The organism is Bradyrhizobium sp. U87765 SZCCT0048, assembly GCF_018131225.1.
Lineage (GTDB): Bacteria > Pseudomonadota > Alphaproteobacteria > Rhizobiales > Xanthobacteraceae > Bradyrhizobium_A.
The window spans coordinates 1892821-1917071 of record NZ_JAFCMM010000001.1; the positions used below are offsets into that span (position 1 = coordinate 1892821).

The following is a 24251-nucleotide window of genomic DNA, read 5'->3' on the forward strand; positions in this document are numbered from 1 at the left end:
GCGATGATGTCATCGCGACGTCGAAAGACTTATGACCTCCTCACGCTGGACCATCGCCGATCTCAGCTCCTACGATTTCCAATCGGATGAGTATAAGAACCTGTACGCGCGCGCCAATGCGACGGTCTTTCAGAGCCCCGCGTGGCTCGACCACGTCTACGGTGGCCTTGTTGCGGATTTCCGAGTCTCCCCCTCCATCATCACGATCAGGGAGCAGGCCAGCGCACAGCTCGTGGCGGTGCTCCCGCTGGTCCAGCGCCGCTACTGGATGTTTCGCGTCGCAGAATTCGCGGACTTCGGTGTCAGTGACTATTGCACCGTCATTGCCGATCCTGCGCAACTGCCGACCTTGCTCGCGGACAAGGCCCTCGCCTCCGATCTCCAAAGGCTGCTGGCGAGGAACGATATCATCGTCGCCCGCAAAGTTCCCGAGCCGTCCCTGCCCGCGCTCGACCTGATCGGCCGCGCACACCGCACCAAGCTCGATTTCGGTGCCCACGACACCCGCCTGTTCGGCACGTTCGAGCACTGGCGCGATGCCAGCATGTCGGCGTCACAGCGCCGGTTCCTCGATACCAAGCGACGAGATCTGTCACGCAAGGGGCGCATCGACATCGCGGTCACCGAAACGCCCGACGGCCTCGCCGAGGCGCTCGACCGGATCCGGGCTTTTCGCGAACACCGTTTCCGCGAAATCACCATGATCGACATCCTTAGCAAGGACACGTTCGCGCGCTTCTATCGCGATGTGTCCGCGGACGGCCCGCTCGGCCGCGCCTATACCCTGAACGTCAACGGCGCTCCGGCCAGCATCGCGTTCGGACTTGTCAGCGGCGACACCTTCCATCTCGTCCTCACGGGCTTCGACTTCGCCCGCTACCGCAACTACTCGGTTGGCCTGCTGGTCATCGAGGATGCATTGCGAGACTGCATCGCCCGCGGCATGGCACGGTTCGATTTCACGATCGGCGACCAGTCCTACAAACGGGATTTCGGCACCAGCGCCACCGGCATGTGGGCCCTGTGGCGTGGTTTCACCGTTCCCGGGCGAATCCTCGCAAAGGCGATGTCACACTCGCCAACGGCCCAGCACTGGGCGCGACGGCTCGTCCGGCGCAGCGCTAATCCCTGAAGCGCAACACCTGCGGCGCCGACGCCACGCCGGTGGCGACGCAGCCGGCCAGATACCAGAGCAGCGCCGCCGTCTTGATCGTCACCGTCGACGTGCTGATGGACAGCAGCAGTACGAGGTAGACACAGACGAACAGCTTGTAGCGCCACGACGATGCCGTTTCCGCCGGTGCACCGTAGACATAAAGTCCCCACAGCACAGCGGCGCCGACGATGCCATAGCGCGACAGCACGTAAGAGTAGCCGGAATCGTCGAAATCGACAGCCGACACCTTGATGCCGAGCGCCTGGCTGATGTCCAGCGTCGACAGCAGCTGACCGCTGAGAAGGAAGCGGCCCATGATGGTGTTGTCCCACGGTGCCCCGGCCATGGCGCCGGCATAGGTCACCAGCGCGATGACGATCAGGAATGGCAGCACGAACACCATGGTCGGCCGCACCAGCGGCGACACCATGTAGACCAGCAGCACCACACCGCAGAGGTAGAGCCCAAAACGGGCGTCGCCAAGGACCAGGACCATGGCGATCAGCAGCACCTTGATAACAAGGCGCCAGATGTGGCCGTGGTCGCGCAGCAAAACCCAGGCAAAGGCGATGGCGCCGAAGTTGCCGAGCGACACTGGCTCGAGAAACACCGACGACACCCGATGCTCGCCGAGAAACGGCAGCAGCGTACGTCCCTCGAAGCGCAAGCCGCTAATGAACAGCCCCGGGCCATCGCCCCCGACGGATGCATCAACGCTGCCGCGCGCCTGATAGTAGCCGAGCACATCGAAATACTTCAGGTAGGTATCGAGGAACAGCCACTCGAACAGCGCGCCTGCAACCACGACCAGGATCGCGGCGAGCACGACGCGATCTCCCGACTCCGGCGATCCGAAGTGCCGGCCGAGAAAGAAGAACACGATGGGAATGAAGGCGTCGCGGATCGCCTTGGCATCGAGCTGATAACGCAGCACCAGCAGCAGGATCAGCATCGGCAGCACCAGCACCGACACGGCATAGAACGCCACGCTCCGGCTCGCAACCATTGCCGTCGCGATCCCGAGCAGAACGAGCTCGACCGCGATCACATGGCTCGCGCCGATCCGCATGACGCTGGCATTGACGAAGCTCAGTATCAGATTGAAGACGAGCGCCGCGATGACGATCAGCCGCGCCACGCGCGCACCGTCGAAGTCCATGCCGGCCGCGCGATGCGAAGCGGCGACGGCGTCGGTCATCGCAGCGGGGCCTTCTTCCTGGCGAACCAGGCCTGCTCGACCAGCCAGGCAAGCGCCGCACCGAGGCCGAGGCCGAACAGGATGCTCGCGGCCAGCACCAGCACCGGCGTCGGACCGCTCGGATCGAAAGCCGCGGTGGCCCGGCTGATGATGCGGGTGTTGGAGCTGTCGAAACGCTGCTGCTCACCAAGCTCGCGCGAGCGCACCAGAAAGGCCTCGTAAATCGATCGGTTGGCCTCGACGTCGCGACCGAGCTCGCGCAGGCGAACCGACGCTTCGTTCATGCCGGACAGGTCGGTCTTGGCCTTCTCGAGATTCGCCTTGAGGCCGCTGACCACCGCCTCAGCACGATTGAGGTCGACCGTGGTCGACTGGATGATGTCGAGGATCGCCTGGTCGAGCTGCCGCCGCGCCTCCGCGGTCTGCTGCGCAGCCGTGACGCGATCAGGGTGCCGCGGTCCCAGCGTCGCGCCGATATTGACCTCGGCCTGTTTGGCGACTGCATATTTGTTCTTCAGAGCCTCGATGGCGCCACCGCGAAACGCCTCGGGAATGGCGTCGAGGTCGAGCGTGCCCTTCTTGACACCCTCGATCTGGTTGAGCGCCGAGCGCAGCTCGTTGACCCGCGCTTCCGCGGTCGAGATCTGGCCCGAGAGATCGCTGATCTGCTTGTCCAGCACCGGCTGGCCGTTGGCGACGACGATGCCATGCTCGCTGCGGTACTTCTCGTAGCGCTGCTCGGCCTCGCGCACGTGAGACTGCAGGGTTTCCAGCCGCGTCACCAGCGCCGTGCCGGCACGCCGCGCCGTTTCGGCCTGGGCGAGGTTCTGCTCGTCGACGTAGCACTCCATGATGGCGTCGGCGACACGAGTCGAGACCTGAGCATCCTCCGTCACGACATTGACGTTGATGACGAACGATCCCGTGCTGCGGGTGATCGACACCGCGCGCTCCAGTTGGCGAAGAGCCATGGCGTGCGGATCGACGGAACGCGCCATGCCGAGGCCGACCAGCAGGCCGGTGAGGATGCCCCGCGGCCGGGCGCCGAACAGCGGGCTGGTTTCGAGCTTCTCGCGGGCAATGACGCGATCGAAGACGCTGCGCGAGGTCAGAACGTAGACCTGGCTCTCCGCCTCGATCGCGCTGGTGTCACGCGCGCCACGCTGTTCGACACCTGTGCCGACGATCTGCAACCCCTGCGGATCGAGCAGAATGCGGCCGAAGGCGGCGTATTTCGGCGGAACCAGAGCGACGTAGGTCGCCCCGAGGCAGGCGCAGACAATGACCGAGGCGATGATGATCGCGGCGCGGCGGCGGAACATTCCGGCGAATTCACGGATATCCAGACGGGCCAGCGGTATATACACACTGGATCTGTCATTCTCTGAAAGTGCCATACCAGAGCCTTTACGCGGTACTACTTGACGTCCGGTTTACATTGTCAGTCGCGTCCCGAAGAGGTGCGCCTATGGCGCACAACGGGACAGCCCGGCGCCTCTCACGGCGATCCGTCAACGTGACGGCAATTTTAGCAAAAAATAAGCCATTTTGCCAAAATCGTCACGGGCCTCAGAGGGGGCCAACACCGATCGCCTCCAGCAGGGACGGATCATAGCGGCCGCCGGCATCGTCGAGGCCGAACGGTCCCTGCTTCAACAACCATAGCGTCCACCCCCAGCCCCGGGATGCAACGGAGGACGAAACATCGTGCAGCCAGCGCCGCCGGGATACGCCACCGCCGGCCGTCTTCATCGCTCCGAACTCGGTAAAGACCACGCGGTCCGCCGGCACGCTGTTACGCGCACACCATGCCTGCAAGCTGTCCAGCTTCGCCGCGAGCACGTCGGCCCGCCAGTCTTCGTGGAAGTAGTTGCGCACAGCGTCCGTTGCCTGCTGCGTCAGTTGCGGGCGGCGCGCTTCGTCCTTCGGCGACAGCTTCAGGCCGGGCATACGCCCCAGCACATTGTCGGCCGCGCCCTCACGTGCCGGGTATGGCAGTCCGGAAATCAACGGCATGATCGGCAGCGTCCAGTCCGCGCCCTGGTGGGTGAACAGAAACGGGTCGTAAAAATGAATGCTGAGGAACGCGCGCGAATCCCGCAGCCGTTCACCGGTCAGCTTCTCGAGGCCCTGGATCTGTGACCAGCAGCCCCCGGTGACACCGAGCCAGAGCGAGCCCGCCGCTGCGCGCATCCGTCGCAGCAGAACGTCCTGATAGTCGGTCCAGTCCGGTCCGGATGGCTTGGCGCAAGCCTGCTGCGGCTCGTTCATCGGCTCGAGCGCCAGAGCCGGCAGCTTCCAGCTCTCGAGCTCGCGTGCGAACCGCTCCACGAGCGCCGCATAGCGCCCGAACCTCGCTCCCGTCAGGCCATCGAGCTGGTCTTCCGGAATCTGTCCATGCGATCCCGGCGCAACCAGCGTGACGATGATCCCGAGCCGATTGCGGCTGAGATCTCGCACGAACTCTGCGAAATAGCCTCGAAACACCTTCCAGCGGCGCTCGCCGGGATCGTCGAGGAAGGGACCGATATCGACGGGCAGGCGGACGTGATCGAAACCGGCCGCCGCCAGCCGCGCCGTCGCGAAGAACGTTTCGGCGCCCGCCCGCGACGGAAACGGATCGTCGGCATAGCCGTCGCCGACGACGGCCGGAAACGTAAAGACCTGCAGGCTGGTGCCTTTCCGGAACGGCGACGCTCCGGCGCTGCTGGCCGCAAGGATCATGACGGCGACAGCAGACACAAGCAGCGGTCGTGCAAATCTGGAGATCATGGTTCGCGACGATCGTTCAGCAATTCAATGTAGCTGTCGATCATACGCTCGACGGAATAGCGCGTCGCGACCTCCTGTGCGAACGCGTTCAGCACATGGCGAGGCGGCGGCGTTGCGAGCAACTGGCGAATGGCAGCAGCCCAACCCTTGAGATCGTCCGGCGGCACGAAGATCACCGGCGCCGTCGTCGCGGACAGCACCTCGCGCAACACCGCGATGTCCGAGACCGCCATCGGAATCCCGCTCATCGCAGCCTCCGCGGCAGCGAGCCCGAACGTCTCCCAGACGGTCGGGAAAACGAAAGCATCGCATGCCGCATAGAGATTGGCGATTTCCGCCGGCGCAACCGCGCCGAGCAGATGCAGCCGATCGGCGACGCCAAGCCGTTCGGCCTGTGCCTCGTAGGCATCGCGCTCGGAGCCTTGTCCGGCGACAACGAATGCGGCGCCATCGACCTCGGCGAGAGCGGCGATCACCACCGCCTGGTTCTTCTGGGGCGCCATGCGCCCGACATTGAGAAGCAGCGGGGCGTCCTCGGGCAGCGCGAACAGGCGTCGCGTCTCCTCGCGGGTGCGCCAGGGGGCACGATGAACGAGGCCGTGCTCGATCAGCACCAGCCGCCGGCGATAACTTGCGGGATAGCCGTCGAACTGCTTGCGCGTCGCCGCGGTGTTGGCGACATTGGCAGTATAGAGGCCGAGCGAACCGGCGATCTTGTCCGCGAGGCGCAGCGGCCACGCGGTCGCGGCCGGCACGGCGGTCTGATGAACGATGCGGCGGCGGCAGCCGCGGAGAGCACCGCACAGCCCGACGAGCAGCGATGCCGTCGCCTGATACGCGACAATCGCGTCATGGTCATCGCGCAGCAGACGCCAGGCCATGGTTAACGCCCCGGCGATTTTGCCGACAAAGCCGGCGTCCGGACGCGAGAACAGAAAAACGGTATCGACCTCGACGCCGCGCGCGGCGAGCCCCGCTGCGATGGCGCTCGCCAGCGTTTCGATGCCGCCCCGTTCGTCGGTGTGCAGGATCTGGAGGACCCTCAGCGGCTCCCCCCTGCTCTCCTTGCCCATATTCACTGTCCCTTACCTTCCAAAGGCGATAGTACAGGCGGGCGGCGTTCCGATCGGTTAACGGACGGCGCGACGAACCTGGCGCCGCCGCGGCTTTTCGACCAATTCAAGTTCATGATGGGCAGTTCAAAACTCGTTGTCTATTTCGGCTCCCGCGCCATTTCAGCGGTCGGCAACCTGGCGTCGGTGGCGGTTTTCGCCCGCCTGATCGGCCCGGCGGACTATGGCTCCTACATCCTGATGTTCGCCTGGGCCATCGTCGTCTACGGCTTCGCGACACAGTGGATGAAATTCTCCTATTTCGGCGTCTATCGCGCCGCGGACGAGCGCGCGATCATCGCTTCCTATGCACGGCTCATGGCGACCGCCATCGGCATCGCCAGCACCGTGCTGCTCGCGCTCTGCGCACTGCTGCCGATGCGGCTCGACTTCACCCTGGCGCTGATCGCGCTGTTCGCCACCATGACGGTCTACGAGGGCGCCCTCGAAATCAACCGCACGCTCCATCAGGCGACGACCGTCGCGGTGAGCATGATCTGCCGGGCCGTGTTCGTGCTGGTGATCGGCTGCATATTCCTTGCCTTCAACCACTCTGCCTTCACGCTCGCGCTTGGCGTCTCTGCAGGCCATCTGGTGGCGACGATCCCATCGCTGACGATGCTGCGAAGCTTCCGCACCGCCCGTCCGACACCCGACGCGATGCATGCACTCGTCCGCTATGGCTGGCCGCTGATCCTGTCGTTCGGCGTTTTCGCCCTTGGGCAAACCGTCGACCGCTTCCTGATCGCCCATTTCGCCGGCAATGCCGTGCTCGGCCCCTACGGCGTCATCGCCGACATGATGCGCCAGAGCTACATGGTCGCCGGCGAGTCCATCGCGCTGGCGCTGATCACCGTCGCCAAGCAGCATGCCGACGAAGGCCGCCGGGACGCTTCCGACGCGGTGATGCGTTCGGCATTTCGCGCCTGCCTCACTGCTGGCGCATTCGGCGCAGCGTTCTTCATCCTGTTCGGCGACACGCTGGCTCGGTTGCTGCTCGGCGCAGAGTTCGCCGACACCGGCGCCGGCATCATCCCGTATTTCGCGGTCGGCTTCGGTTTCATGATGCTGCGCAGCTTCTACTTCGGACAGGTGATCTACTTCAGCAACGGTACGTTCCTGGAATTGCTGATCGCAGTCGCGTTCGTGCTGTCGTCGACGGTGCTGGCGATCCTGCTGGTGCCGGCGCATGGCGCAGTCGGCGGCGCCATCGCGCTGATGATTGCCCATGCGGCGGCCTGCCTGATCGGCGCTGTCATCGGCCGCCGTCTTCATGTGCTGCCGATCGACGTGCCGGCTTTGGTGGGCATTCCGGTGATCGCGGCCGTGCTGGTGCTGCTGTGCCGTCTGATCGGAGCGGAGATAGCTACGGAAGCCGTCCGGCATGCCGTCGACGTGCTGCTGCTGTCGGCCGCCCTCGCGCTCGTCGTGTGGCGCTTCGATCTTCTCAAGCTCGTCGCGACTGGAAGTAGGCAAGCCCCAGGCGCGCGATGAACCAGCCATTACCGATCAGGTAGCGCCGCCACAGCCGGCGCGGCTCGACGATCAGCCGGAAGATCCATTCGGCACGCAGCGCCCTCACCCAGCGGGGGGCGCGCGGCTTTTCCTGCGACACGAAATCGATCAATCCGCCGACACAGATCGCGGAGGGGCCATCGGTGCGGATCAGGTGGCTCTCCGCCCACAGCTCCTGCTTCGGCGTGCCCATCGCCACGAGCACCAGATCGGCGCCGGACTGCCGGATGTCCTCCAGAACGGCTCCCGATTCGTGATCGTCGAAGAAACCATGGTGCGCGCCGACATAGTCGTGCTGCGGCGCAGTCGCGCTCAGCGCTTCGATGGCGCGCTCGCCGATGCCGGCGGCCGCGCCGACGATATAAATACGGAAGAGATGCCGGGTTTCCTTGAGGAAGCGCGGGATGAAGTCCGTGCCATTCAGGTTGTCGGGGAAGAATTCGCCGTGGAGCACGAAGGATGCGAGGCTGACGCCAATACCGTCATTCAGGACGAGGCTGTTGCGCAGCACGTCGCGCAATTCGGAACTGCGGGCCGCGACGTTCGAGACATGAGCATTCAGGAACGTGACAAGCGCAGCGGAATTACCGCCGAGGTGAGCATCGACCTTGCGCACCGCGTCGCCCGCGGTCGCCGCAACAACCGGAATTCCAAGTATTTCACGCGTAGACATCGTCGACATATTACCGACCAGAGCTGTTAAGTAAGTTATAATTAAGACACCTCTTTTGAGGCGTTGTTTGGTAAAAGGCAGTCCGATCCCGATCGCGCAGAACTCGGACGCCCTCATGTTTCTTGGCACCACCCCCGACGACGTCTATCGCAACCGCTTCCGCCTCGCGCGCTTCAAGCGCTTTCTCGGCATCGTCGACGAGATCATCGCGACCAAGGCGCAGTGCCGTGTCCTCGATGTCGGAGGACGGATGGAGCACTGGGCTGCATTGTCCGATCTCTGGGGCAATCGCGCCGTTCATGTCACGCTCCTCAATCTCGAAGCCGAACCGATTACCGATCCGCGCTTCGAAAGCGTCGCCGGGGATGCCTGCCAGCTCCAGTTTCCGGACAACGCATTCGATCTCGTCTACTCCAACTCGGTCATCGAGCACGTCGGCAGCTGGGCGAACCAGAAGCGAATGGCCGCAGAAATTCGCCGTGTCGCGCCGCGCGGCTTCATCCAGACCCCCAACTACTGGTTTCCCATCGAACCGCATTTCCGCATGCCCTTTATTCATTGGCTTCCCGAGCCCTGGCGCATCTTGATCGTCAAGGCGCGCGCATGCGGCTTCTACCCGAAGGCAACGAACGAGGACGAGGCGCGGACCATCCTGTCGGATGCCACGCTGCTGGACTTCAATGCGATGAAGACGCTGTTCCCGGATTACACGATCGAACGGGAGAAAGTCGTATTCACAAAGTCCCTTATCGCCATTCGATAGCCGATCGCCGCGGAGCCGGGGTCTCCTTGAGGTTAGTATGCATTGCGACGGCGCATGAGCTCGACAAATGTCAGGACCGCGATCCTGACATCGAGCGCCATGCTCCAGTTGTTGATGTACCAGAGGTCGTGCTCGACCCTCGCCTTCATCTGCTCGACGCGATGAATTTCGCCACGGTATCCATGCACCTGCGCCCAGCCCGTGATACCGGGTTTGACGTGATGCCGGAACGCGTAGGCCGACAGCAGATCGCCGAACAAGTTGTCATGGGCAACCGCGTGCGGCCGCGGACCGACGAGCGACATGTCGCCGATCAGCACGTTGATCAACTGCGGCAGTTCGTCAATGCTTGACGTTCTGAGGATCCTGCCGACCCGGGTCACCCGGTCGTCGCCACGGCAAGCCTGCGTGATCTCGGGCCCGTCTTCCATGACGGTCATGGTCCGGAACTTGAAGATGGCGAACTGCCGGGCGTTGAAGCCGGTGCGGCGCTGCCGGAACAGAACGGGCCCCGGCGAATCCAGCTTGATCGCGAGCGCCGTGATCAGCATCAGCGGCAACAGCATCAGCAGCGCGCATGACGCGCCGACGATGTCGAACGCGCGCTTGAACGCCCGCTCCCAGGACTGGAGCGGCGCACGCTGCACCTCGACCGCCAGCGTCTTGTCGAAGCGATAGAGCGGATTGTGCGTCAGGGAGCGGACATGCCGGTCGGGCAACAGGCGCACCGGCAGCGGCGACGACCGCAGGTGGTCACGGATGAGATCGAGCCTGCGCGGATCGCTCCACGGCAACGCCAGGACGATTTCGTCGGCATCGCTGTCGCGGGCAACTTTCAGCGCCTGATCGAGCTGTTCAAGGTCGGACGGGCCAATCGTGAGGCTGTCACGCCCGGCACTCGGGAAGCTGACGCGGCCGATCTCCGTGACACCGAAATTCTGCAGCAGATCGAAGCCGTCGAGCGCAACCAGTTCGTCCCGCGCCGCAATCAGGATGGCGCGGCGGCCGCGGATCTTGCCTTCCGCGACAGCGGACCTGATCAGATGCTTGGCAAGCGCACGCGACGCCACAAGGAGCACGAGCGCGAGCATCGCAAAGCAGACGATCGAGCCGCGGGAAAACGCCGCGCCGATCTTCAGCAGGAAAGCCAGCAAGGTGAGAAGCAGGCTGACCAGCGACCACAGCGCCACGACCTGCCAGAGATCGCCGCGCGGCGATGCCAGCGACGACATGCGATAGAGGCCGATGGAATGCACGATCAGGCCGTAAAGCAGCGCCGCGATCAGGCCCGTGCCAATGAAAGCGTTGATGTCGCCGTAATCGGCATTGACGCACAGCTGATAGCCGATGCCGCCGACAACACTGGCCAGAACGATCAGCACGGCGTCCACCGACGCGGTGCAGGACTGCAGGGCGGCGAACGAAAGCCGCAAACCCGGCTGTGCACTGGCGCCGCCAGGCGGCTGCCAGGACCGTATGGCAACGCTCGATACTTTCATCACGCGTCTCAACGCCACATCCTCAGAGTCAGGGAACCAAAACCCGCCGCCTCCCCCCGCAAGTCATTACATTAACTAAACATTAAACATTGATGCATCGCAACAAACGTCACGTGCAATTGTGCGCCGCAACATGAAAATCGCAACCCCTGGTTGATTTTCACGGTCACAAATTTGTCATTGGCTAGCTGTCCCGGATCCGGCGCACCGGCACATGCTTATCAGTTACGTACCAACACAGGCATCAGGTTCACATTTTCTTAGGATTTCGGCGCAGATGATGGATGCGGAGATCGCAAATGACGACGTCAGGCATCCTGATCGCTTTTTTGACCGGCTATGTCCTCAGAGGCTTCCGGGTCTGGATCCTGTTGCCGATCGTCGGAGCGGCGTTTGTCGGTATCCTTTTGCTGCAACTCATAATGGCTGGCACTGGCCTTGGCGCCGCGATCGGTAACGCAGTCCTCGTCGGCATCGTGCTGCAGCTCGGATATGCGGCGGGCCTCGGCGCTCGTGCGCTGACCGTATCGATGCAGGGCCGCGGCCTCCGCAAAGCGCTGCCGCGGCGATCTCCGCTGCTCGATCGCTGAGTACAACGCTCCGGCCCCCGCCGCCGCCCTCACCGGCGCCGTGCAACCAGCAACAACACCTGCGCGGCGACAACACCGGCAAATCCGCCTGCGACCTTGAACGCCGCATCGACGATGCGCGCATGCCGATCCGGCGTCAGCATCTGAAGCAACTCCAGCGATAGCGCACCGATCACGACAAGGCCAAGAATCACGACCGGACGCCGTGGATAGGCCAGCGAAAACAGCACCCCGACGAGGGCAAAGGCCGCGAAATGCTCGCGATGCGGACTTGCGAGGTGTGGCCGCAAGCCGATCGACGACAGGGTGGCAAAACCGATGACGGCAACCGCGAGCCACGCGAGAACGAGGGAGACCTTCTGAATCATCGTGACATCGTAACCGCTCGAACAGCTGCTTCAAACCGCGGCGACGCTCCATCGCCCCACCTCGCCCGAAGTACGGGAAAGTACGTCTATCGGGAGACCAGGAGCGGCGCTACGCTTTCGGCCAGATTGTGTAAAATTGTCTGTTCGCACGACGACTTTGGCACGAGGCTTGGCGATGACCGGCACGTCCTTCGTTCTCCGCAGCACCTGGCTTGTTCCACTGATGCTGATCGTGTCGATCCTCTATGTTGCCACGACACTCTGCGCGATCCTCATAGGCCTCGGCCGTGAATTAATCATGGTGCTGGCAGCGGCACCGGCGCGGCTGCACGGACCCCGAAGCACCATTGGCGCTCGCCGCATCCGTGCCTGACCAAAGCCTGAAAGGCGCTTTGCTCATCAAAGCCCCGGGTCTGATGGCGCTGCCCTGAAGCATTCCGGAAATTTTGACGGGCGCTTCGTCCAACGACGCCCGTCCCAACGACCTGGCAGTGGCAAGCCAAAGCGCCGGAGTGCGGAAGAGCGGGACACCATCCCAACCGGTCTCGGCTCTCCGGGAGGAAAGGCAAGGCCATTCCCGGCAAGTGCTGGCCCTCTCACGGGCTGTAACCCCATCAGATCCCGCAGCGGCAGAGAAATTCCTGCGCAAGGTCGCGGACGGACGGTCCCGTTCGCTCATCGATCGATCAGCGCTGCCATGACACCTGCGCGGCGCGGAGCCGAAGCTCCGACGATCTCCACCAGCGGAATCTACACCATGAGGGCACGCGCCGGTTGTTCGAGGCCTGATCTTCCCTCGAGAGCCCCCCAGTAGCCGGACACGCGGATGTCGGGCGCTCAAGCGCCATACTCATCTCGCGCCAGAAGCCTTCGGCGACGTACAGAAACCGTCTTGGATGAAGATCGAAGGCTTCGCTGCCACTCATGCGACATGATGGGTCCGAACAAAAGATCCGGCTGGTTACACACCCTGTTTACGTCTACCGTCAGACAGCGACGTCCACGCTTGGCGCTTCCCAAGCGTGGAGCACAGCCCACACGAGTGGATTCGATGCACAAGTCACCCGGTTTTGAAGCGGACCACAACTTCGCCCGCATGACGCTGCCGGACATTCGGATCAACTACGATCCGGTCGATCCGGATCAGTTCGACCGCCCGGTTCTCTCCTTCTATATCGAAACGGGCAAAGACAACGACGAACTCCCGCTGCATTCGCACAACAAGGGGCAGTTGGTCGTCGCTTCACATGGATCGGTCATGTGTCGCGCACCGGGCGGGCTGTGGATCGTACCGCCGCGGGGCGCGGTATGGATCCCCGCGGGGGTCCTGCACAGCAACTGCGTATCCGACAACGGAAAGGTCTACACCGTCTTCATCGATCCGCAGGCATGCATGCTTCCCAGGACATGCTGCACGTTCACGATATCCTCGCTTGTGCGCGAACTGATCCAGCGGCTGTCGGTCTGCCCGCCGCTGTATCAGCCCGAAAGCCCGATCGACCGCCTCGGACGTGTCTTGCTCGACGAACTGTTGCTGATGCCGACCGAACAGATCTACCTGCCGATCTCTCCGGACAGCCGTGTTCAGCAACTCGCGACGTCCCTGCTCCACGATCCCGGCGACCGCAGCACCGTCGAGGAAGTGGCCGCGCGCTACGCCATGAGCGTGCGCACCTTCGCCCGCCTGATCCTGAAGGAAACCGGAATGACATACGGGCGCTGGCGGCAGCGCCTTCACATCCTCGTTGCCTTGCAGCGGCTATCCGCCGGCGCTTCGGTCCAGGCCGTCTCGCTCGATCTCGGCTACGAGACGCCGAGCGCGTTCATCACCATGTTCAAGAAGACAATGGGCAAGAGCCCGCGCCGCTTCCTCGCCGAGCGGTCCAGCTTCGTCAATCATGAGGCGTTTGCGTAAGCCCTCCAAGCCCCCGCTTGCGGGAGCCCGTGCCGTGGCTTGCAGTCCTCACCTTGCGTTGAACGGGACCAGCGGATACTGCAGAGATGCTTCCGCCACGACCTGCGGCGCGACCACCCGAGGCCTGCCGTTCTGCCCCTGCAGGATGGTCACATCGCTTCCGGTATTCTGTCCGGTCGCATCGAACCGGATCCTGCCACTGGACATCAGGATCGGCATCATGTCCGTCGCCTTCAGCGCAGCATGGACGGCAAGAGACTCGGGCGAACCGGCACGGCTCACGGCATCGGCCACAATCTGCACCGCCTCGAACGCGCATCCCGAATTGCCATCAACCCAGTCATTTGGATAGTCGGTGGCGAACCGCCTGAGGATCGTCGCAGCGTCCGGCGCTTTCGGATTGTACCACAACGTCGAAAGGATCGCACCGTCGCCGTACTTGCCCAAGGCGTCGTAATACGCTTTGTCCTGAACCCCGTTCGAGTTCGGAGAGAAGACCAGCCTGGGATTCCATCCCTGCTTGACGCACTCGCGGATGATCATGACGGCGTCATTGACGCGTGTCACCGAGACCAGCGCGTCGGCGCCGGACGCTTTCGCCTTGGCGACCTCGACGGAAAGATCCTTGGCCTTTTCATCGTATGGAATGGACTGGACGATGTTCAAGGGGACGTCGACCTCCTTCCAGGCCTGGTCGATGCTGGCCGCGGTCGATTGCCCCATGGTGTTGTTGAGATGCATGACGACGGCGCTGGTCGGCGCGTCCTTCACCGAGGACAGCAACGACTTCAATTCTGTCAGAGATTTCCTGACGATGGTCAGCGACGTCGGACAGTAGCGAAACACCTGGGTGAATCCCTGCGAGGTCACCTGGGTCGCGCTCGCGACATGCACCACCATCGGAACTTGCGCGGCCTCCGCCGCTTGCAGCGCCGATATGGTTGCACCCGAGTCCCAGGCACCGATCAGCACCGTGCAGCCCTGCCTGATCAGATTCTCGGCTGCGATGCGTCCATTTTCCGGTCGGCTCTGCGTATCGGCATGAATGATCTCCATGTCGATGCCAAATTTCTCCCGGGCAAACCTCGCGCCGACATCGATACCACGCACACAGGCTTGTCCCGGAAACGCCAGAACACCGCTGCTCGGGTTGATCGCGCCGACACGCACCTTGCCGGGAATGGCTGCGCCGCCGGGCCAAGACATGAGACCCACGGCAGCACCGACGCCGCTGCCGAGCAAACCGCGACGCGTTAGACCGCCTTCATTCGATTTCTTCATGTGACGCTCCCCTCCGTTCAAAGGCTTTGTTGTTTTCAGATGCCTGATCGAGGCTCGATCAATGGCGATCGCCGCGGCAGCGCTAGGCGAATACCGCTGCGGCAGGCACAGCCGCACGCGTTTGCAGCTGGCGCCGACGCGGATCAGGTTCTCACTTCGGCCCGGACGAGATGGTCTTCGCTCTCGTCATACAGCGTCTCGATCAGCGACCGATACCTTTCCAGAATCTGCTTTCGGCGCTTTTTTCGGGTCGGGGTCATCAATCCGTTTTCGGGAGACAGCTCCTCCGGTAGAATCCGGAAGGCCTTGATCTGCTCGGCTCTGGCAAGCCTGCTGTTGGCCTTTCCGACCTCGCCTTCGATCAGCTGGACAACCGGCTCGGAATTCGCCAGATCCGAGTATTGCTCGATCTGAAGGTCGCGCGACCTCGCCCATTCCATGGTCGCGGCGCCATTCACTTCGATCAGCGCGGTCAGATATTTCTTTCCTTCCCCGATCACCGCGGCTTCGGAAATGAACGGGCTGCGCCGGATTTCATTCTCGATCTGGGTCGGGCTGACGGACTTGCCGTTGGACGTATTGATGATTTCTTTCTTGCGATCGACCAGCTTGAACAGACCCGTCGGTCCGATCTCCACAATGTCACCGGTGTAGAGCCAGCCGTCGCGCAAGGTCGACCGCGTTTCTTCCGGCTTGTTCCAGTATCCGACAAAGAGGCCCGGTCCTCTGACGATCATCTCCCCGTCTTCGAGAACCGCCGTTTCCCAGGCGGCGTCATGCACGGGCACGCCGACCGTTCCCGCCTCCGGCCATTCCTCCATCTGAACGAGGTTGGCACCAACCAGTTCGGTCTGACCGTAGCATTCCTTCAGCTGCAGGCCCCACAGCTGCCACAGCGACATTAGCTCTGGAGGCATTGCCGCGGACGACGTATAGGTGATCGTCAGATCCTCGAAACCGACCTCGGCCAGCAGCGGCCGGAAAACCTGTTGCTGGCACACCGCGAACAGAGCGGAGATCAGCGGATCCGGCGTGCCGCCGGACTGGCGGTCGTCGAGCGCCTTGCGGGCGATCGTCATCGCGAACTGGTAGTCCAGCTTCTGCTTCGCCGATCCCGAATGAACCTTGCTGAGGATCTGTGTTGCAAACCGCTGGTAGAAGCGAGGTGGCGCCGTGAAGTATGTCGGCTTGACGTCCCGGATCGTCTGGGCGAACTCCGCGCTGGTCTCGCCGAAATAAGGCACCATCCGGGTCAGCAGAGGCAAGGTCGTTGCCTGTGCACGGGCGACCGTATGCGAGAGCGGCAGATGCACGACGACGCGGTGCGCATCCGCACGCAGTCTCGGATTGAAGGTCGTCACGCTGTGCGCACCGGCAAGCAGCGACAGGTGGGTCAGCATGGCGCCCTTGGGAAAGCCCGTGGTGCCGGAGGTGTACCCGATGCTGGCCAGATCCTGCGCATGGGCCGCCGCCGCCTGCGCTCGAAGGAAAGCATCGGCATCGACCGAAGCCGTCCGGCAAAACGCCGAGAGAGAGACGACATTCGCCGCCGCAGCTGCCCCGTCCCAGTGCGGGTCGAGGACGATGATCTTCCGCAACTTCCCGGCCTCGCCGGATGCCAGGACGATCCCGAGCTGGAGCTCGCTGCCGACGAAGGCGAAGGATGCGCCGGAATCGCTGATGTAGTAGGCGACCTCTTCCGGCGACGAGGTAAAATACACGCCGACCATGACGCCGCCGGCGCAAATCGTCGCCATGTCCGCGAGAAGCCATTCCTGGGACACATCCCCCATGATGGCTACACGATCGCCGCGCTGCAGCCCGGCGCTCTGCAGGGCAGCTCCGAGATTGGCGACGTGATCCGCGTATTGCCGCCAGGTCACGGCGAACCATTCGCCGTGGCGCTTCTGCTGATATGCGACCGCCTCCGGCCGCTCCGCCCTGCGCGCACCCAAAAGCTGCGGGATGGTCACATCGGCGAGCTGGGCTCCCGACGTCAGGCTTTCGACGTCCATGTCACCTCTCCGCGAAGCGCTTCCGCTTCTCCGCGAAAGCAGCGACCGCCTCCCGCCGCTCCGGCAATGCAAAGGTCAGCATTTCCAATGCGCCGGACGTATCGAGCACCAGATGGGCGTACTGCTTGATGATCTTGTTGACGCTATACTTCGTCCAGACGATCGACTCTCGCGGACCGCTCGCCAGCATCTCGGCATATTCGATCGCGGCGTCCCTGACCTCTCGATCCGCCACGACCTCGTTGATCATTCCCATCGCGGCGGCCTTCTCCGCGGAAATGAACTCGCCCGTCATGAGATAGTGTTTCGCCCGGACCGGACCCATCAGCAGCGGCCAGATCACCGCGCCGCCATCGCCGGCGACGACGCCCGCCGTCACATGGGTGTCGGCGAACCGCGCGGTCGGGCTTGCGAAGATGACGTCACAGAACAGCGCAAGCGTCGCGCCGAGCCCGACGGCCGCGCCATTGACGGCCGCGACAATCGGCACCTCGACTTCGAGCATGTTGCGAACGAGGTGACGTCCGCTTCTCGTTGGCGACGGCAAGGGCCCCTTGTCGAGCGACTTCTGGTCACCGCCCGAACAGAAACCGCGGCCCGCGCCGGTCAGCACGATTGCCCGGACGTCCTTGTCGTCGTCGAGCTCGACGAAGACCTGTTCGAGCTCTTCGTGCATGTCCCAGTTGATGGCGTTGAGAATCTCCGGCCGGTTCATCGTCACGACGGCGACGCCGCTGGAGCGCTTCTCGACGAGCAGATACGTGTAAACGTGCGGTGGCATGGGATCTTTCCGTCCTGTTCTCGATGAGTTCACTGCTGGGGGCGCATGGCGCGGATTTGCGCCAGGATGTCTTCCGTCGGGCGCACGACGTTGTTCTTGTCGTTGAAGTGCGGAATGATGTAGCGGCCGCACATGTCGATGGCCTCCATGATCTTCTCGTGGCTGACCGAATCGAGGTGGAGAAGAACCTCGTCGATTCCCAGCGCCTGGAACTTCTCGATCTGGCGGATGACGGTATCCGGGCTGCCGCACACCGTTGTCGCGGAGTGGTTGAGCAGATAGTCCCAGTCACGCCCGGCACGCTCCATGGCGGGCACGCTCTCGCTCATGTAGGCATAATCGTCGGCAAGCCTCGCCAGGCGCGGATACGCGTCGGTTGAAATCCGCGCGTAGTGCATCAGAGGTTCGGCATAGTCGTCCTTCGCCTTCTGATCGGTGGCGCCAATGCCGAAAAAGAGCGGCAGGCCGATACGAGGGCGCTCCAGCGGCCCCTGTTCGTCGCGCTTCCAGGCACGGCGGTATGCGTTGAGCAGCCGGTCCTGAACCTCCCAGCCCTGATAGATCGAGGCGCTCATGACCGCGAGGCCTTCCGCTCCCGCCCAGCCGTGACTGCGCTCGCTCGTGGCCGCGATGCCGATGACCGGATGCGGCTTCTGAATGGGCTTCGGCACCAGCATGCGCGGCGGGATCTGGTAGTACTTGCCCTCGAACGTGAAGATGTCCTCGCGCATCGACTTCTTCAGAAGGGCGATACCCTCCTCCATCTGGGCAAGCGTCTCGTTCGGGTCGACGTTGAAGGCCCGCATGGCGATGGTCGTGTTGGCGCGGCCGGCGTAGAACTCCATGCGGCCGTGCGACAGGATGTCCGTGACCGCCAGCCGCTCCGCCGAACGCAGTGCATGATTGATCTTCTGCGGCATCAGGGTCACCGCCGACCTCAGCTTTACGCGCGAGGTGACCGCGGCGAGATAGCCGTAGACCACTTCCGGGGCGGAACTCGAGATGCCACCGAGCGCGACATGCTGCTCGGACAGCGCGACGCAGTCGAACCCCATCTTTTCCGCGAGGCGCACCTCATCGACCAGTTCATGAAGCCGGCGCGCGTAGCTGTGTCCGACCTGGGTTTCCTGCTCCGACCAGAACCCGAACGAAAGTGCCATCTGATAACATCCTCTGGGAAATTCGAGATGGCAGAGGGTGTCACGGGCGCGGCGACATTTTTGCCCGAAAGCTTGTCGCCGTGGCAGGACTTTCCGAATTTTATGCTGTCAGGCGATGATACAGGTTTTCGGTTTTGTATGGGGGACGGAGAAACGCGGCATCGCGCGGCGGCGTCTCTCCAAAGTGCCGGACAGACAACCGGCAGCCGGTCTTACTCACCGAACGAGGTAACGAGAAGATCTGCGATCGCTTCGAGACATCGCCTGCCGATGTCCGCGGTCGCGCCATGCGGGTCGCCGATAATGCCGTTGTGTGTGACCGACTTGATGCCATTCTTCCACATGGCATGAAGCTGTTCTTCGCTCAGCGCCCCGAGGTGCCCGACTTCGAATCGATCCCGGCGCACGCTGTCGGGACGCAGATACATCATCAACGCTGTCTCCGCGATATCTGCATGCCCTCCGACAGAGTCCGCGTCGCCTCCGGCTTCAGCGACGGCATGACGCCAGCGGTCGATCCAGGCGATCGAGTCGCAGAACGCAGCGATCTCGACATCCTGCGGCACAGCGCGTTTCAGCCGGGGAAGGCTGTCACGCAGGATGGGAAAGTTTCCGATATGCCCGGAGAACATCAGGATACGCTTGAAGCCGTGCCGCGCGAGAGAGGTGCAATAGTCGAGGCACATCGCCTCGAAGGTCTCCGGCCGCAAGGAAATGGTGCCGGAGAAGCCGAGATGGTGGGTCGAACAGCCAACCTTGATCGTGGGCGCGATCAAGGCATCTGCAAGACGCCGCGCGATCTGCTCCGCCAGCGCATCGGCGTGATCGGCATCCATGCACAGCGGAAGGTGCGGCCCATGTTGCTCGACAGCGCCACACGGAATCAGAACCGTCGATATCCCCGCCGCCAGGGCATTCGATACCTCCTCGAAGCTCATGAACTCAAGGCGGAGCTGGTCAGGTAGGGGCACCGTCATTCATTCCTTCGTGGCGTTCTTCGAGAGAAAGCGGGCACGTGCATTCGCCGAGCCGTCGCCGGTCAGATAGGCTCCCAGATCCTCCATGGTCATCGCCTCGAGCGCAGCGTCGTCCATCTGCCCCGTCAGGTTCAGCGAGCGTTTGATGGCAGCGAACAGCCTCTGGTCCTTGCCGCGCAGATACCTGCAGACTTCGGTGGCGTGCGGCATCACGTTTGCTGTGGCCACGATCTCATTGATCGCTCCGATATCGCGCGCCTTCTCCGCGCCGACCAGTTCGCCCCCATAGAGCAACGCCTGGGCTTCTCGCAGCCCCAGTTTCCGGACCGCCTGCCTCATTCCCTTGGCCGCGGGCAGCAAACCATGATTGATTTCCGGAAATCCGACCTTGCATGCAGCGTCCGCGACGACATGATCGGCATGGAGAAGAAATTCCAACGCGCCGCCAACCGCATAGCCACGGACGGCGCATACGAATGGCGCTGGATATCTCTCCATCTCGCACAGCAGCGCATGGAAATTTCGCAGGCGCGGCCGGGATATCTCGATGCCTGCCACTTCCTTGATGTCGCCGCCCGCACTGAAGAAGCGGTCGCCCGCGCCGGTCAGAACGAGCCCCGGCGGCGACGCCTCGGCAGACAGGGCGCGAACCGCATCCAGCAGGCGGCCGACCAGCCCGTTGTTCAGGGCATTGGCCGGCGGCCTGTTCATGATCATCGTCACAATATCGAGATCGCGCTCGATGAGAAGGACGTCATCGCTTTCCATGGCAGGAGCCTAGACGACCGACATCGGCATTGATCACCGTAGAGCGCGGCTCCGCCGACCGGCCTCGGCACAAACAGCCGTCAGGGCTCGGAATCGCAGCATCTCATGCTCTGTGGCCTGATCTTCGGCGGTCCACGTCGCAGATCGACGGCAGCGCCGCCATCGCGCCGGTGGAAGTCACGACATTCCGAGATAGGCGCGCTGAATCTCGGGGTTATTCAGCAATTCGCGGCTCGGTCCGTGCAGCACGATCGATCCGCTCTCCAGAACGTAGCCGCGATTGCTCAACGCGAGGGATTTCGCCACATTCTGCTCCACCAGCAGCACCGTGATGCCCTGCTCATGCAGGGCTTTCACCACGCCGAACATCACATCCGTCAAGGCAGGCGACAGCCCGATCGACGGCTCGTCGAACATGACGATCTCGGGCTTCGACATGATCGCGCGCCCGATGGCCAGCATCTGCTGCTCGCCGCCGGAGAGCGTTCCGGCCAGTTGCCGCCTGCGCTCCCGCAGTCTCCCGAACAGTCGATAGACGAACTCCAGCGTCTCGTGCCGGCTGGCTCTTGCGCGTTCGAGCGATCCGCCGAGCTGCAAATTCTCCTCGACGGACAGATTTCCGAACAATTGCCGGCCTTCGGCGACCTGCGCAAGGCCGCGTTCGCAGACGTCCCATGGCGGCAGTCCGGAGATGTCGACGCCGTTCATTTTCACGATGCCGCTCGACGAGCGCACGATGCCGGCGATCGACCTGATCAGCGACGTCTTTCCGGCGCCATTCGCGCCCACGACACAGATCAATTCGCCCCTGTGGACCTGCAGCGAGACACCGGTCAGGGCGTTAGAGCCATCATATGCAACGCAAAGGCCGTCGATCGACAGAAGCACGGGGTCACCCATGGAAGCCAGCTCCCAGATAGCTTTCCACGACCTTGGGGTCCGCGACGACGTCCCCCGGCCTTCCCTCCGCGATCTTCGCGCCATGGTGAAGCACGATCACGGTCGAGGCGATCTCCATGACGATCCTCATCACGTGTTCGACGAGGAGGATCGTCAGCCCGCCCGCGGCGAGCTTCTGGAGCACACGAACCACCCCTGCGGCCTCGGTCGGCCGAAGGCCGGCCATCACCTCGTCCAGCAGCAGCAGCCTGGGGCGGGTGGACAACGCCTTGGCCGTTTCCAGCATCTTGCGATCCGGCAGCGTCAACTGATCCGTCCGCGCGTCGGCCTTGCCGGCGAGCCCGACGCTGTCCAGAGCCTCGTACGCCGTCGCCCTCGCTTCGTTGACATGCGTGGTCCAGCTGAAGGCCCCGACCATCGCGTTTTCGATGACCGACATATCGCGCATCGGCCGCACGATCTGGAAGGTTCTCGCGATCCCCATCCGGCAGACGATTTCAGGCGGCGTATTCTCGATCGGGCGCCCCTCGAAGACGACCTGACCACCGGTTGGCCGCAGCGCACCCGCAACGAGATTGAAGCATGTCGTCTTTCCCGCCCCGTTCGGCCCGATCAGCGCGGTAATACGGCCGGCCGTCAGGGAAAAACTGACGTCGTTCACCGCCATCAGACCCCCGAAGGATCGGGAGAGGTGTCGGACCTCGAGCAGGGGCGTCATTTCCCGACCTTCCTCGGTTGCGGCAACCACATCGAGCGCGGCGTCCGGGCAGCCTGGCAGCGCCTGACGATCGCCGGCCAGATGCCGTTCGGCAGGAACCAGACGACCAGAACCAGAACGACCCCATAGGCGATGCTGTTCAGCCCCGGGATCCGAAGACTGTCGCCAAGCGCACTCATCAGGTGGTTGAGAGGAATGGCCGTGAGCGCCCCGACCAGCGGACCGAATGTCGTGCCAAGGCCACCGACCACGGGCCCGATCAGAACGTCGACGGAGAGGCCCATGCCCATGATCGAATCCGGGAATATCGCCCCCTGCACAAGGGCCAGTATTCCGCCGCCGATGGCCGCCGCCGCGGCGGATATCGCGATCACAAGAATCTTGTGCCGGAATGTGCGGACGCCGAGCGCGCGTGCCGCCTGCTCATCATCCCGCATCGCCCGCCAGACATATCCGAGATACGATCGTGAGATCAGGTCCGTTCCGATGATCCCCACCGCCGCCAGACCAAGCGCGACAAAGTAGTAGAAGCGCGCGTCTCCCCGCAGCATCACGATATCGATCGTGCTCGTCGGCGCGGGAAAGAACAGCCCCTGCATCGCGCCGACGAATTCCCAGCCACCAAACACGATCCGGGCGAACTCCGCCGCGGCGATCGTCAGCAGCGCGAAATAGATGCCGCGCACTTCGAACCGGAAGCTCAGCCACGCCAGCACCGCACCGACCGATCCGGCGATGCACGTCCCGAGCAGGAGGCCGATCCACGGTGAAATACCGTACTTCACGTCGAGGACGCCGACCGAATAGGCGCCGAGGCCGACAAAGAGGGCGTGGCCGATCGAGAGCTGCCCGCCGATCCCGAGCATCAAATTCCAGGACTGGCCGAGGAACGTGAACAGCAGCACGAGCGTCATTAACGAGATGAGGTACGAACTCGCCACTGCGCCGATCAAAGCCAGCACGGCAAAGACCGTTGCTCCGGCAAGCCATCGCTTCATGTCCGCGGTATCCTCAGATCTCTCTCGCACCAAAGAACCCTCTCGGACGGAAAATCAGGATGATGATCAGCAGTGCATAGGGAAGCGCAGTCTTCATCGAAGGCGTGAACATCAGTGCGGCGATGGCTTCGGCCACACCGATGACCAGTCCCCCCAGAAGCGCTCCACCGAAGCTGCCGAGGCCGCCGACGATCACCGTCACAAAGGCCAGCAGGGTGAAGTCGACCGCCAGATAGGGCTGGGCGTCGAACAGCGGCGAGATCAATGCGCCGGCGACGCCCGCGCAGGCCGCACCGATGCCAAAGGTCACCGCATAGATGCGGGGGATGTTCAGGCCGACGATCAGGCCACCCAGCCGATTGTCGGCGGCGGCTCGCAACGAGCGACCAAACGACGAAAACTTCAGGTACGCTCCCAGCAAGGCAATGAGCAGCGCGGCGGTCGCCGCAGCCTGAAGTCGCGCCAGATCCAGCGCGACGACACCGAGCGATATGGTCTGAAACGACAGCTGGGACGCCGTGGGGCGTGGATCCGGTCCGAAGGCCACCAGCAGCGCACCGCTGAAGAGCAGCGATAGGCCGATGAAGACGATGAACTGATCGTGTTGCGGCCGATTGACGAACCGTTTGACGATCAGGATTTCCAAAAGATATCCGAAAATGAACATCGCGACCGCCGAGATGGCTGCAGCAGCGATGATCGGAATGTCCCAGAGACGAACGGTCCAGTAGCCGACATAGACGCCGAAAACGACCATCTCGCCATGCGCGAAGTTGACGACCCGCATGACGCCGAAAATGATCGTCAGGCCGAGCGCCACGAGGCCGTACACCAGCCCCAGCAGAATGCCGCTCGCGAGAACGTTGAGCCAGAGCGACAGCATCAGCGCCCCCCGGCCGGGGCGGACGCACATCGCGTCACCGCGATATCCGCAGCGGGGACTGCCCGCGCCGATGTCACCTTGCGCGCCTCCGCGATCTTGCAGCGGATGCGCCGACCGGCACCACCGACGCTCATCCTGACTTCGGACATCAGAACCGGCTCCAAAGTTGTCGACTTGATCGATGCTTTCACACAGGAGACCGGACCGGC

The 24251-nt window shown here is 63.2% G+C and carries 23 protein-coding genes; 6 read left to right on the forward strand and 17 right to left on the reverse strand.

The features are described from left to right. Nucleotides 1-31 precede the first annotated feature (31 nt). Nucleotides 32-1132, forward strand: coding sequence for a GNAT family N-acetyltransferase (locus JQ639_RS08275; RefSeq protein WP_211965648.1), 1101 nt, complete (start codon nucleotides 32-34; stop codon nucleotides 1130-1132). Here JQ639_RS08275 and JQ639_RS08280 read toward each other — a convergent pair. The 4 genes from JQ639_RS08280 to JQ639_RS08295 all read right to left on the reverse strand — a co-directional run bounded on the left by JQ639_RS08280 (nucleotide 1122) and on the right by JQ639_RS08295 (nucleotide 6199). Beyond that, nucleotides 1122-2354, reverse strand: a complete 1233-nt coding sequence (locus tag JQ639_RS08280) for a surface polysaccharide polymerase (protein ID WP_211965649.1) — start codon at nucleotides 2352-2354, stop codon at nucleotides 1122-1124. The two genes, JQ639_RS08275 and JQ639_RS08280, sit on opposite strands and share 11 nt — an antisense overlap. After that, a complete protein-coding gene (locus JQ639_RS08285; protein WP_211965650.1) occupies nucleotides 2351-3751 on the reverse strand; it encodes a GumC family protein in 1401 nt (466 codons plus the stop codon). Before JQ639_RS08285 ends, JQ639_RS08280 begins: the two co-directional genes overlap by 4 nt. A 172-nt stretch (nucleotides 3752-3923) precedes the next feature. Further along, nucleotides 3924-5078, reverse strand: a complete 1155-nt coding sequence (locus tag JQ639_RS08290; protein ID WP_211965651.1) for a glycoside hydrolase family 5 protein — start codon at nucleotides 5076-5078, stop codon at nucleotides 3924-3926. Nucleotides 5079-5122: 44 nt separating this feature from the next. Then, the gene (locus tag JQ639_RS08295; protein WP_249123015.1) at nucleotides 5123-6199 is read right to left on the reverse strand and encodes a glycosyltransferase family 4 protein; all 1077 of its coding nucleotides are present in this window, start codon (nucleotides 6197-6199) and stop codon (nucleotides 5123-5125) included. A gap of 117 nt (nucleotides 6200-6316) precedes the next feature. Here JQ639_RS08295 and JQ639_RS08300 point away from each other — a divergent pair, with 117 nt between their 5' ends. Beyond that, nucleotides 6317-7732 (forward strand): lipopolysaccharide biosynthesis protein, encoded by a 1416-nt coding sequence (locus tag JQ639_RS08300; RefSeq protein WP_211965652.1) that lies wholly within the window; start codon nucleotides 6317-6319, stop codon nucleotides 7730-7732. On the opposite strand, the gene JQ639_RS08305 is transcribed toward JQ639_RS08300, so the two are convergent. After that, on the reverse strand, nucleotides 7686-8369 hold the full coding sequence (locus JQ639_RS08305; protein ID WP_211965653.1) for a WecB/TagA/CpsF family glycosyltransferase: 684 nt from the start codon (nucleotides 8367-8369) through the stop codon (nucleotides 7686-7688). The genes JQ639_RS08300 and JQ639_RS08305 overlap by 47 nt on opposite strands. 172 nt (nucleotides 8370-8541) lie before the next feature. On the opposite strand from JQ639_RS08305, the gene JQ639_RS08310 reads away from it, so the two are divergent. Beyond that, nucleotides 8542-9189, forward strand: coding sequence for a class I SAM-dependent methyltransferase (locus JQ639_RS08310; RefSeq protein WP_249123016.1), 648 nt, complete (start codon nucleotides 8542-8544; stop codon nucleotides 9187-9189). A gap of 32 nt (nucleotides 9190-9221) precedes the next feature. Here the strand turns inward: JQ639_RS08310 and JQ639_RS08315 are convergent, their stop codons facing one another. Continuing rightward, the gene (locus tag JQ639_RS08315; RefSeq protein WP_211965654.1) at nucleotides 9222-10688 is read right to left on the reverse strand and encodes an undecaprenyl-phosphate glucose phosphotransferase; all 1467 of its coding nucleotides are present in this window, start codon (nucleotides 10686-10688) and stop codon (nucleotides 9222-9224) included. A gap of 299 nt (nucleotides 10689-10987) precedes the next feature. Here JQ639_RS08315 and JQ639_RS08320 point away from each other — a divergent pair, with 299 nt between their 5' ends. Further along, complete coding sequence (locus JQ639_RS08320) at nucleotides 10988-11278, forward strand: hypothetical protein (protein ID WP_211965655.1); 291 nt, start codon at nucleotides 10988-10990, stop codon at nucleotides 11276-11278. Nucleotides 11279-11307: 29 nt separating this feature from the next. On the opposite strand, the gene JQ639_RS08325 is transcribed toward JQ639_RS08320, so the two are convergent. Beyond that, a complete protein-coding gene (locus JQ639_RS08325) occupies nucleotides 11308-11646 on the reverse strand; it encodes a VanZ family protein (RefSeq protein ID WP_211965656.1) in 339 nt (112 codons plus the stop codon). Nucleotides 11647-11821: 175 nt separating this feature from the next. Here JQ639_RS08325 and JQ639_RS08330 point away from each other — a divergent pair, with 175 nt between their 5' ends. Further along, on the forward strand, nucleotides 11822-12019 hold the full coding sequence (locus JQ639_RS08330) for a hypothetical protein (RefSeq protein WP_211965657.1): 198 nt from the start codon (nucleotides 11822-11824) through the stop codon (nucleotides 12017-12019). Nucleotides 12020-12697: 678 nt separating this feature from the next. Beyond that, nucleotides 12698-13561 carry an AraC family transcriptional regulator gene (locus JQ639_RS08335; RefSeq protein WP_249123017.1) on the forward strand — a complete coding sequence of 288 codons (864 nt, stop codon included), beginning with the start codon at nucleotides 12698-12700 and terminating at the stop codon, nucleotides 13559-13561. Nucleotides 13562-13609: 48 nt separating this feature from the next. Here the strand turns inward: JQ639_RS08335 and JQ639_RS08340 are convergent, their stop codons facing one another. The 10 genes from JQ639_RS08340 to JQ639_RS08385 form a co-directional block, all read right to left on the reverse strand. Beyond that, the gene (locus tag JQ639_RS08340) at nucleotides 13610-14842 is read right to left on the reverse strand and encodes an ABC transporter substrate-binding protein (RefSeq protein WP_211965658.1); all 1233 of its coding nucleotides are present in this window, start codon (nucleotides 14840-14842) and stop codon (nucleotides 13610-13612) included. Nucleotides 14843-14985: 143 nt separating this feature from the next. After that, nucleotides 14986-16857, reverse strand: a complete 1872-nt coding sequence (locus JQ639_RS08345; RefSeq protein WP_211965659.1) for an AMP-dependent synthetase/ligase — start codon at nucleotides 16855-16857, stop codon at nucleotides 14986-14988. Nucleotide 16858: 1 nt separating this feature from the next. Continuing rightward, nucleotides 16859-17638: an enoyl-CoA hydratase/isomerase family protein gene (locus JQ639_RS08350; protein WP_211965660.1), complete on the reverse strand. Its 780-nt coding sequence runs from the start codon at nucleotides 17636-17638 to the stop codon at nucleotides 16859-16861. Between the two features lie 29 nt (nucleotides 17639-17667). Beyond that, on the reverse strand, nucleotides 17668-18798 hold the full coding sequence (locus tag JQ639_RS08355; RefSeq protein WP_211965661.1) for an LLM class flavin-dependent oxidoreductase: 1131 nt from the start codon (nucleotides 18796-18798) through the stop codon (nucleotides 17668-17670). A gap of 212 nt (nucleotides 18799-19010) precedes the next feature. Continuing rightward, nucleotides 19011-19775 (reverse strand): creatininase family protein, encoded by a 765-nt coding sequence (locus JQ639_RS08360; RefSeq protein ID WP_211965662.1) that lies wholly within the window; start codon nucleotides 19773-19775, stop codon nucleotides 19011-19013. After that, nucleotides 19776-20543, reverse strand: a complete 768-nt coding sequence (locus JQ639_RS08365; protein WP_211965663.1) for an enoyl-CoA hydratase/isomerase family protein — start codon at nucleotides 20541-20543, stop codon at nucleotides 19776-19778. Between the two features lie 177 nt (nucleotides 20544-20720). Next, nucleotides 20721-21431: an ABC transporter ATP-binding protein gene (locus tag JQ639_RS08370; protein ID WP_349644624.1), complete on the reverse strand. Its 711-nt coding sequence runs from the start codon at nucleotides 21429-21431 to the stop codon at nucleotides 20721-20723. Nucleotides 21432-21435: 4 nt separating this feature from the next. Continuing rightward, nucleotides 21436-22161 carry an ABC transporter ATP-binding protein gene (locus tag JQ639_RS08375; RefSeq protein ID WP_211965664.1) on the reverse strand — a complete coding sequence of 242 codons (726 nt, stop codon included), beginning with the start codon at nucleotides 22159-22161 and terminating at the stop codon, nucleotides 21436-21438. Then, nucleotides 22158-23159 (reverse strand): branched-chain amino acid ABC transporter permease, encoded by a 1002-nt coding sequence (locus JQ639_RS08380; RefSeq protein ID WP_211965665.1) that lies wholly within the window; start codon nucleotides 23157-23159, stop codon nucleotides 22158-22160. Before JQ639_RS08380 ends, JQ639_RS08375 begins: the two co-directional genes overlap by 4 nt. Before the next feature lie 13 nt (nucleotides 23160-23172). Next, the gene (locus JQ639_RS08385; RefSeq protein WP_211965666.1) at nucleotides 23173-24042 is read right to left on the reverse strand and encodes a branched-chain amino acid ABC transporter permease; all 870 of its coding nucleotides are present in this window, start codon (nucleotides 24040-24042) and stop codon (nucleotides 23173-23175) included. Between the last annotated feature and the right edge of the window lie 209 nt (nucleotides 24043-24251).

Coding starts and splice junctions, on each gene's coding strand:
- JQ639_RS08375 (WP_211965664.1), bottom strand. CDS start 22,161: ATGACGCCCCTGCTCGAGGTCCGACACCTCTCCCGATCCTTCGGGGGT.
- JQ639_RS08315 (WP_211965654.1), bottom strand. CDS start 10,688: ATGAAAGTATCGAGCGTTGCCATACGGTCCTGGCAGCCGCCTGGCGGC.
- JQ639_RS08320 (WP_211965655.1), top strand. CDS start 10,988: ATGACGACGTCAGGCATCCTGATCGCTTTTTTGACCGGCTATGTCCTC.
- JQ639_RS08380 (WP_211965665.1), bottom strand. CDS start 23,159: ATGAAGCGATGGCTTGCCGGAGCAACGGTCTTTGCCGTGCTGGCTTTG.
- JQ639_RS08325 (WP_211965656.1), bottom strand. CDS start 11,646: ATGATTCAGAAGGTCTCCCTCGTTCTCGCGTGGCTCGCGGTTGCCGTC.
- JQ639_RS08365 (WP_211965663.1), bottom strand. CDS start 20,543: ATGGAAAGCGATGACGTCCTTCTCATCGAGCGCGATCTCGATATTGTG.
- JQ639_RS08330 (WP_211965657.1), top strand. CDS start 11,822: ATGACCGGCACGTCCTTCGTTCTCCGCAGCACCTGGCTTGTTCCACTG.
- JQ639_RS08275 (WP_211965648.1), top strand. CDS start 32: ATGACCTCCTCACGCTGGACCATCGCCGATCTCAGCTCCTACGATTTC.
- JQ639_RS08300 (WP_211965652.1), top strand. CDS start 6,317: ATGGGCAGTTCAAAACTCGTTGTCTATTTCGGCTCCCGCGCCATTTCA.
- JQ639_RS08345 (WP_211965659.1), bottom strand. CDS start 16,857: ATGGACGTCGAAAGCCTGACGTCGGGAGCCCAGCTCGCCGATGTGACC.
- JQ639_RS08335 (WP_249123017.1), top strand. CDS start 12,698: ATGCACAAGTCACCCGGTTTTGAAGCGGACCACAACTTCGCCCGCATG.
- JQ639_RS08285 (WP_211965650.1), bottom strand. CDS start 3,751: ATGGCACTTTCAGAGAATGACAGATCCAGTGTGTATATACCGCTGGCC.
- JQ639_RS08350 (WP_211965660.1), bottom strand. CDS start 17,638: ATGCCACCGCACGTTTACACGTATCTGCTCGTCGAGAAGCGCTCCAGC.
- JQ639_RS08360 (WP_211965662.1), bottom strand. CDS start 19,775: ATGACGGTGCCCCTACCTGACCAGCTCCGCCTTGAGTTCATGAGCTTC.
- JQ639_RS08385 (WP_211965666.1), bottom strand. CDS start 24,042: ATGCTGTCGCTCTGGCTCAACGTTCTCGCGAGCGGCATTCTGCTGGGG.
- JQ639_RS08340 (WP_211965658.1), bottom strand. CDS start 14,842: ATGAAGAAATCGAATGAAGGCGGTCTAACGCGTCGCGGTTTGCTCGGC.
- JQ639_RS08310 (WP_249123016.1), top strand. CDS start 8,542: ATGTTTCTTGGCACCACCCCCGACGACGTCTATCGCAACCGCTTCCGC.
- JQ639_RS08295 (WP_249123015.1), bottom strand. CDS start 6,199: ATGGGCAAGGAGAGCAGGGGGGAGCCGCTGAGGGTCCTCCAGATCCTG.
- JQ639_RS08280 (WP_211965649.1), bottom strand. CDS start 2,354: ATGACCGACGCCGTCGCCGCTTCGCATCGCGCGGCCGGCATGGACTTC.
- JQ639_RS08355 (WP_211965661.1), bottom strand. CDS start 18,798: ATGGCACTTTCGTTCGGGTTCTGGTCGGAGCAGGAAACCCAGGTCGGA.
- JQ639_RS08290 (WP_211965651.1), bottom strand. CDS start 5,078: ATGATCCTTGCGGCCAGCAGCGCCGGAGCGTCGCCGTTCCGGAAAGGC.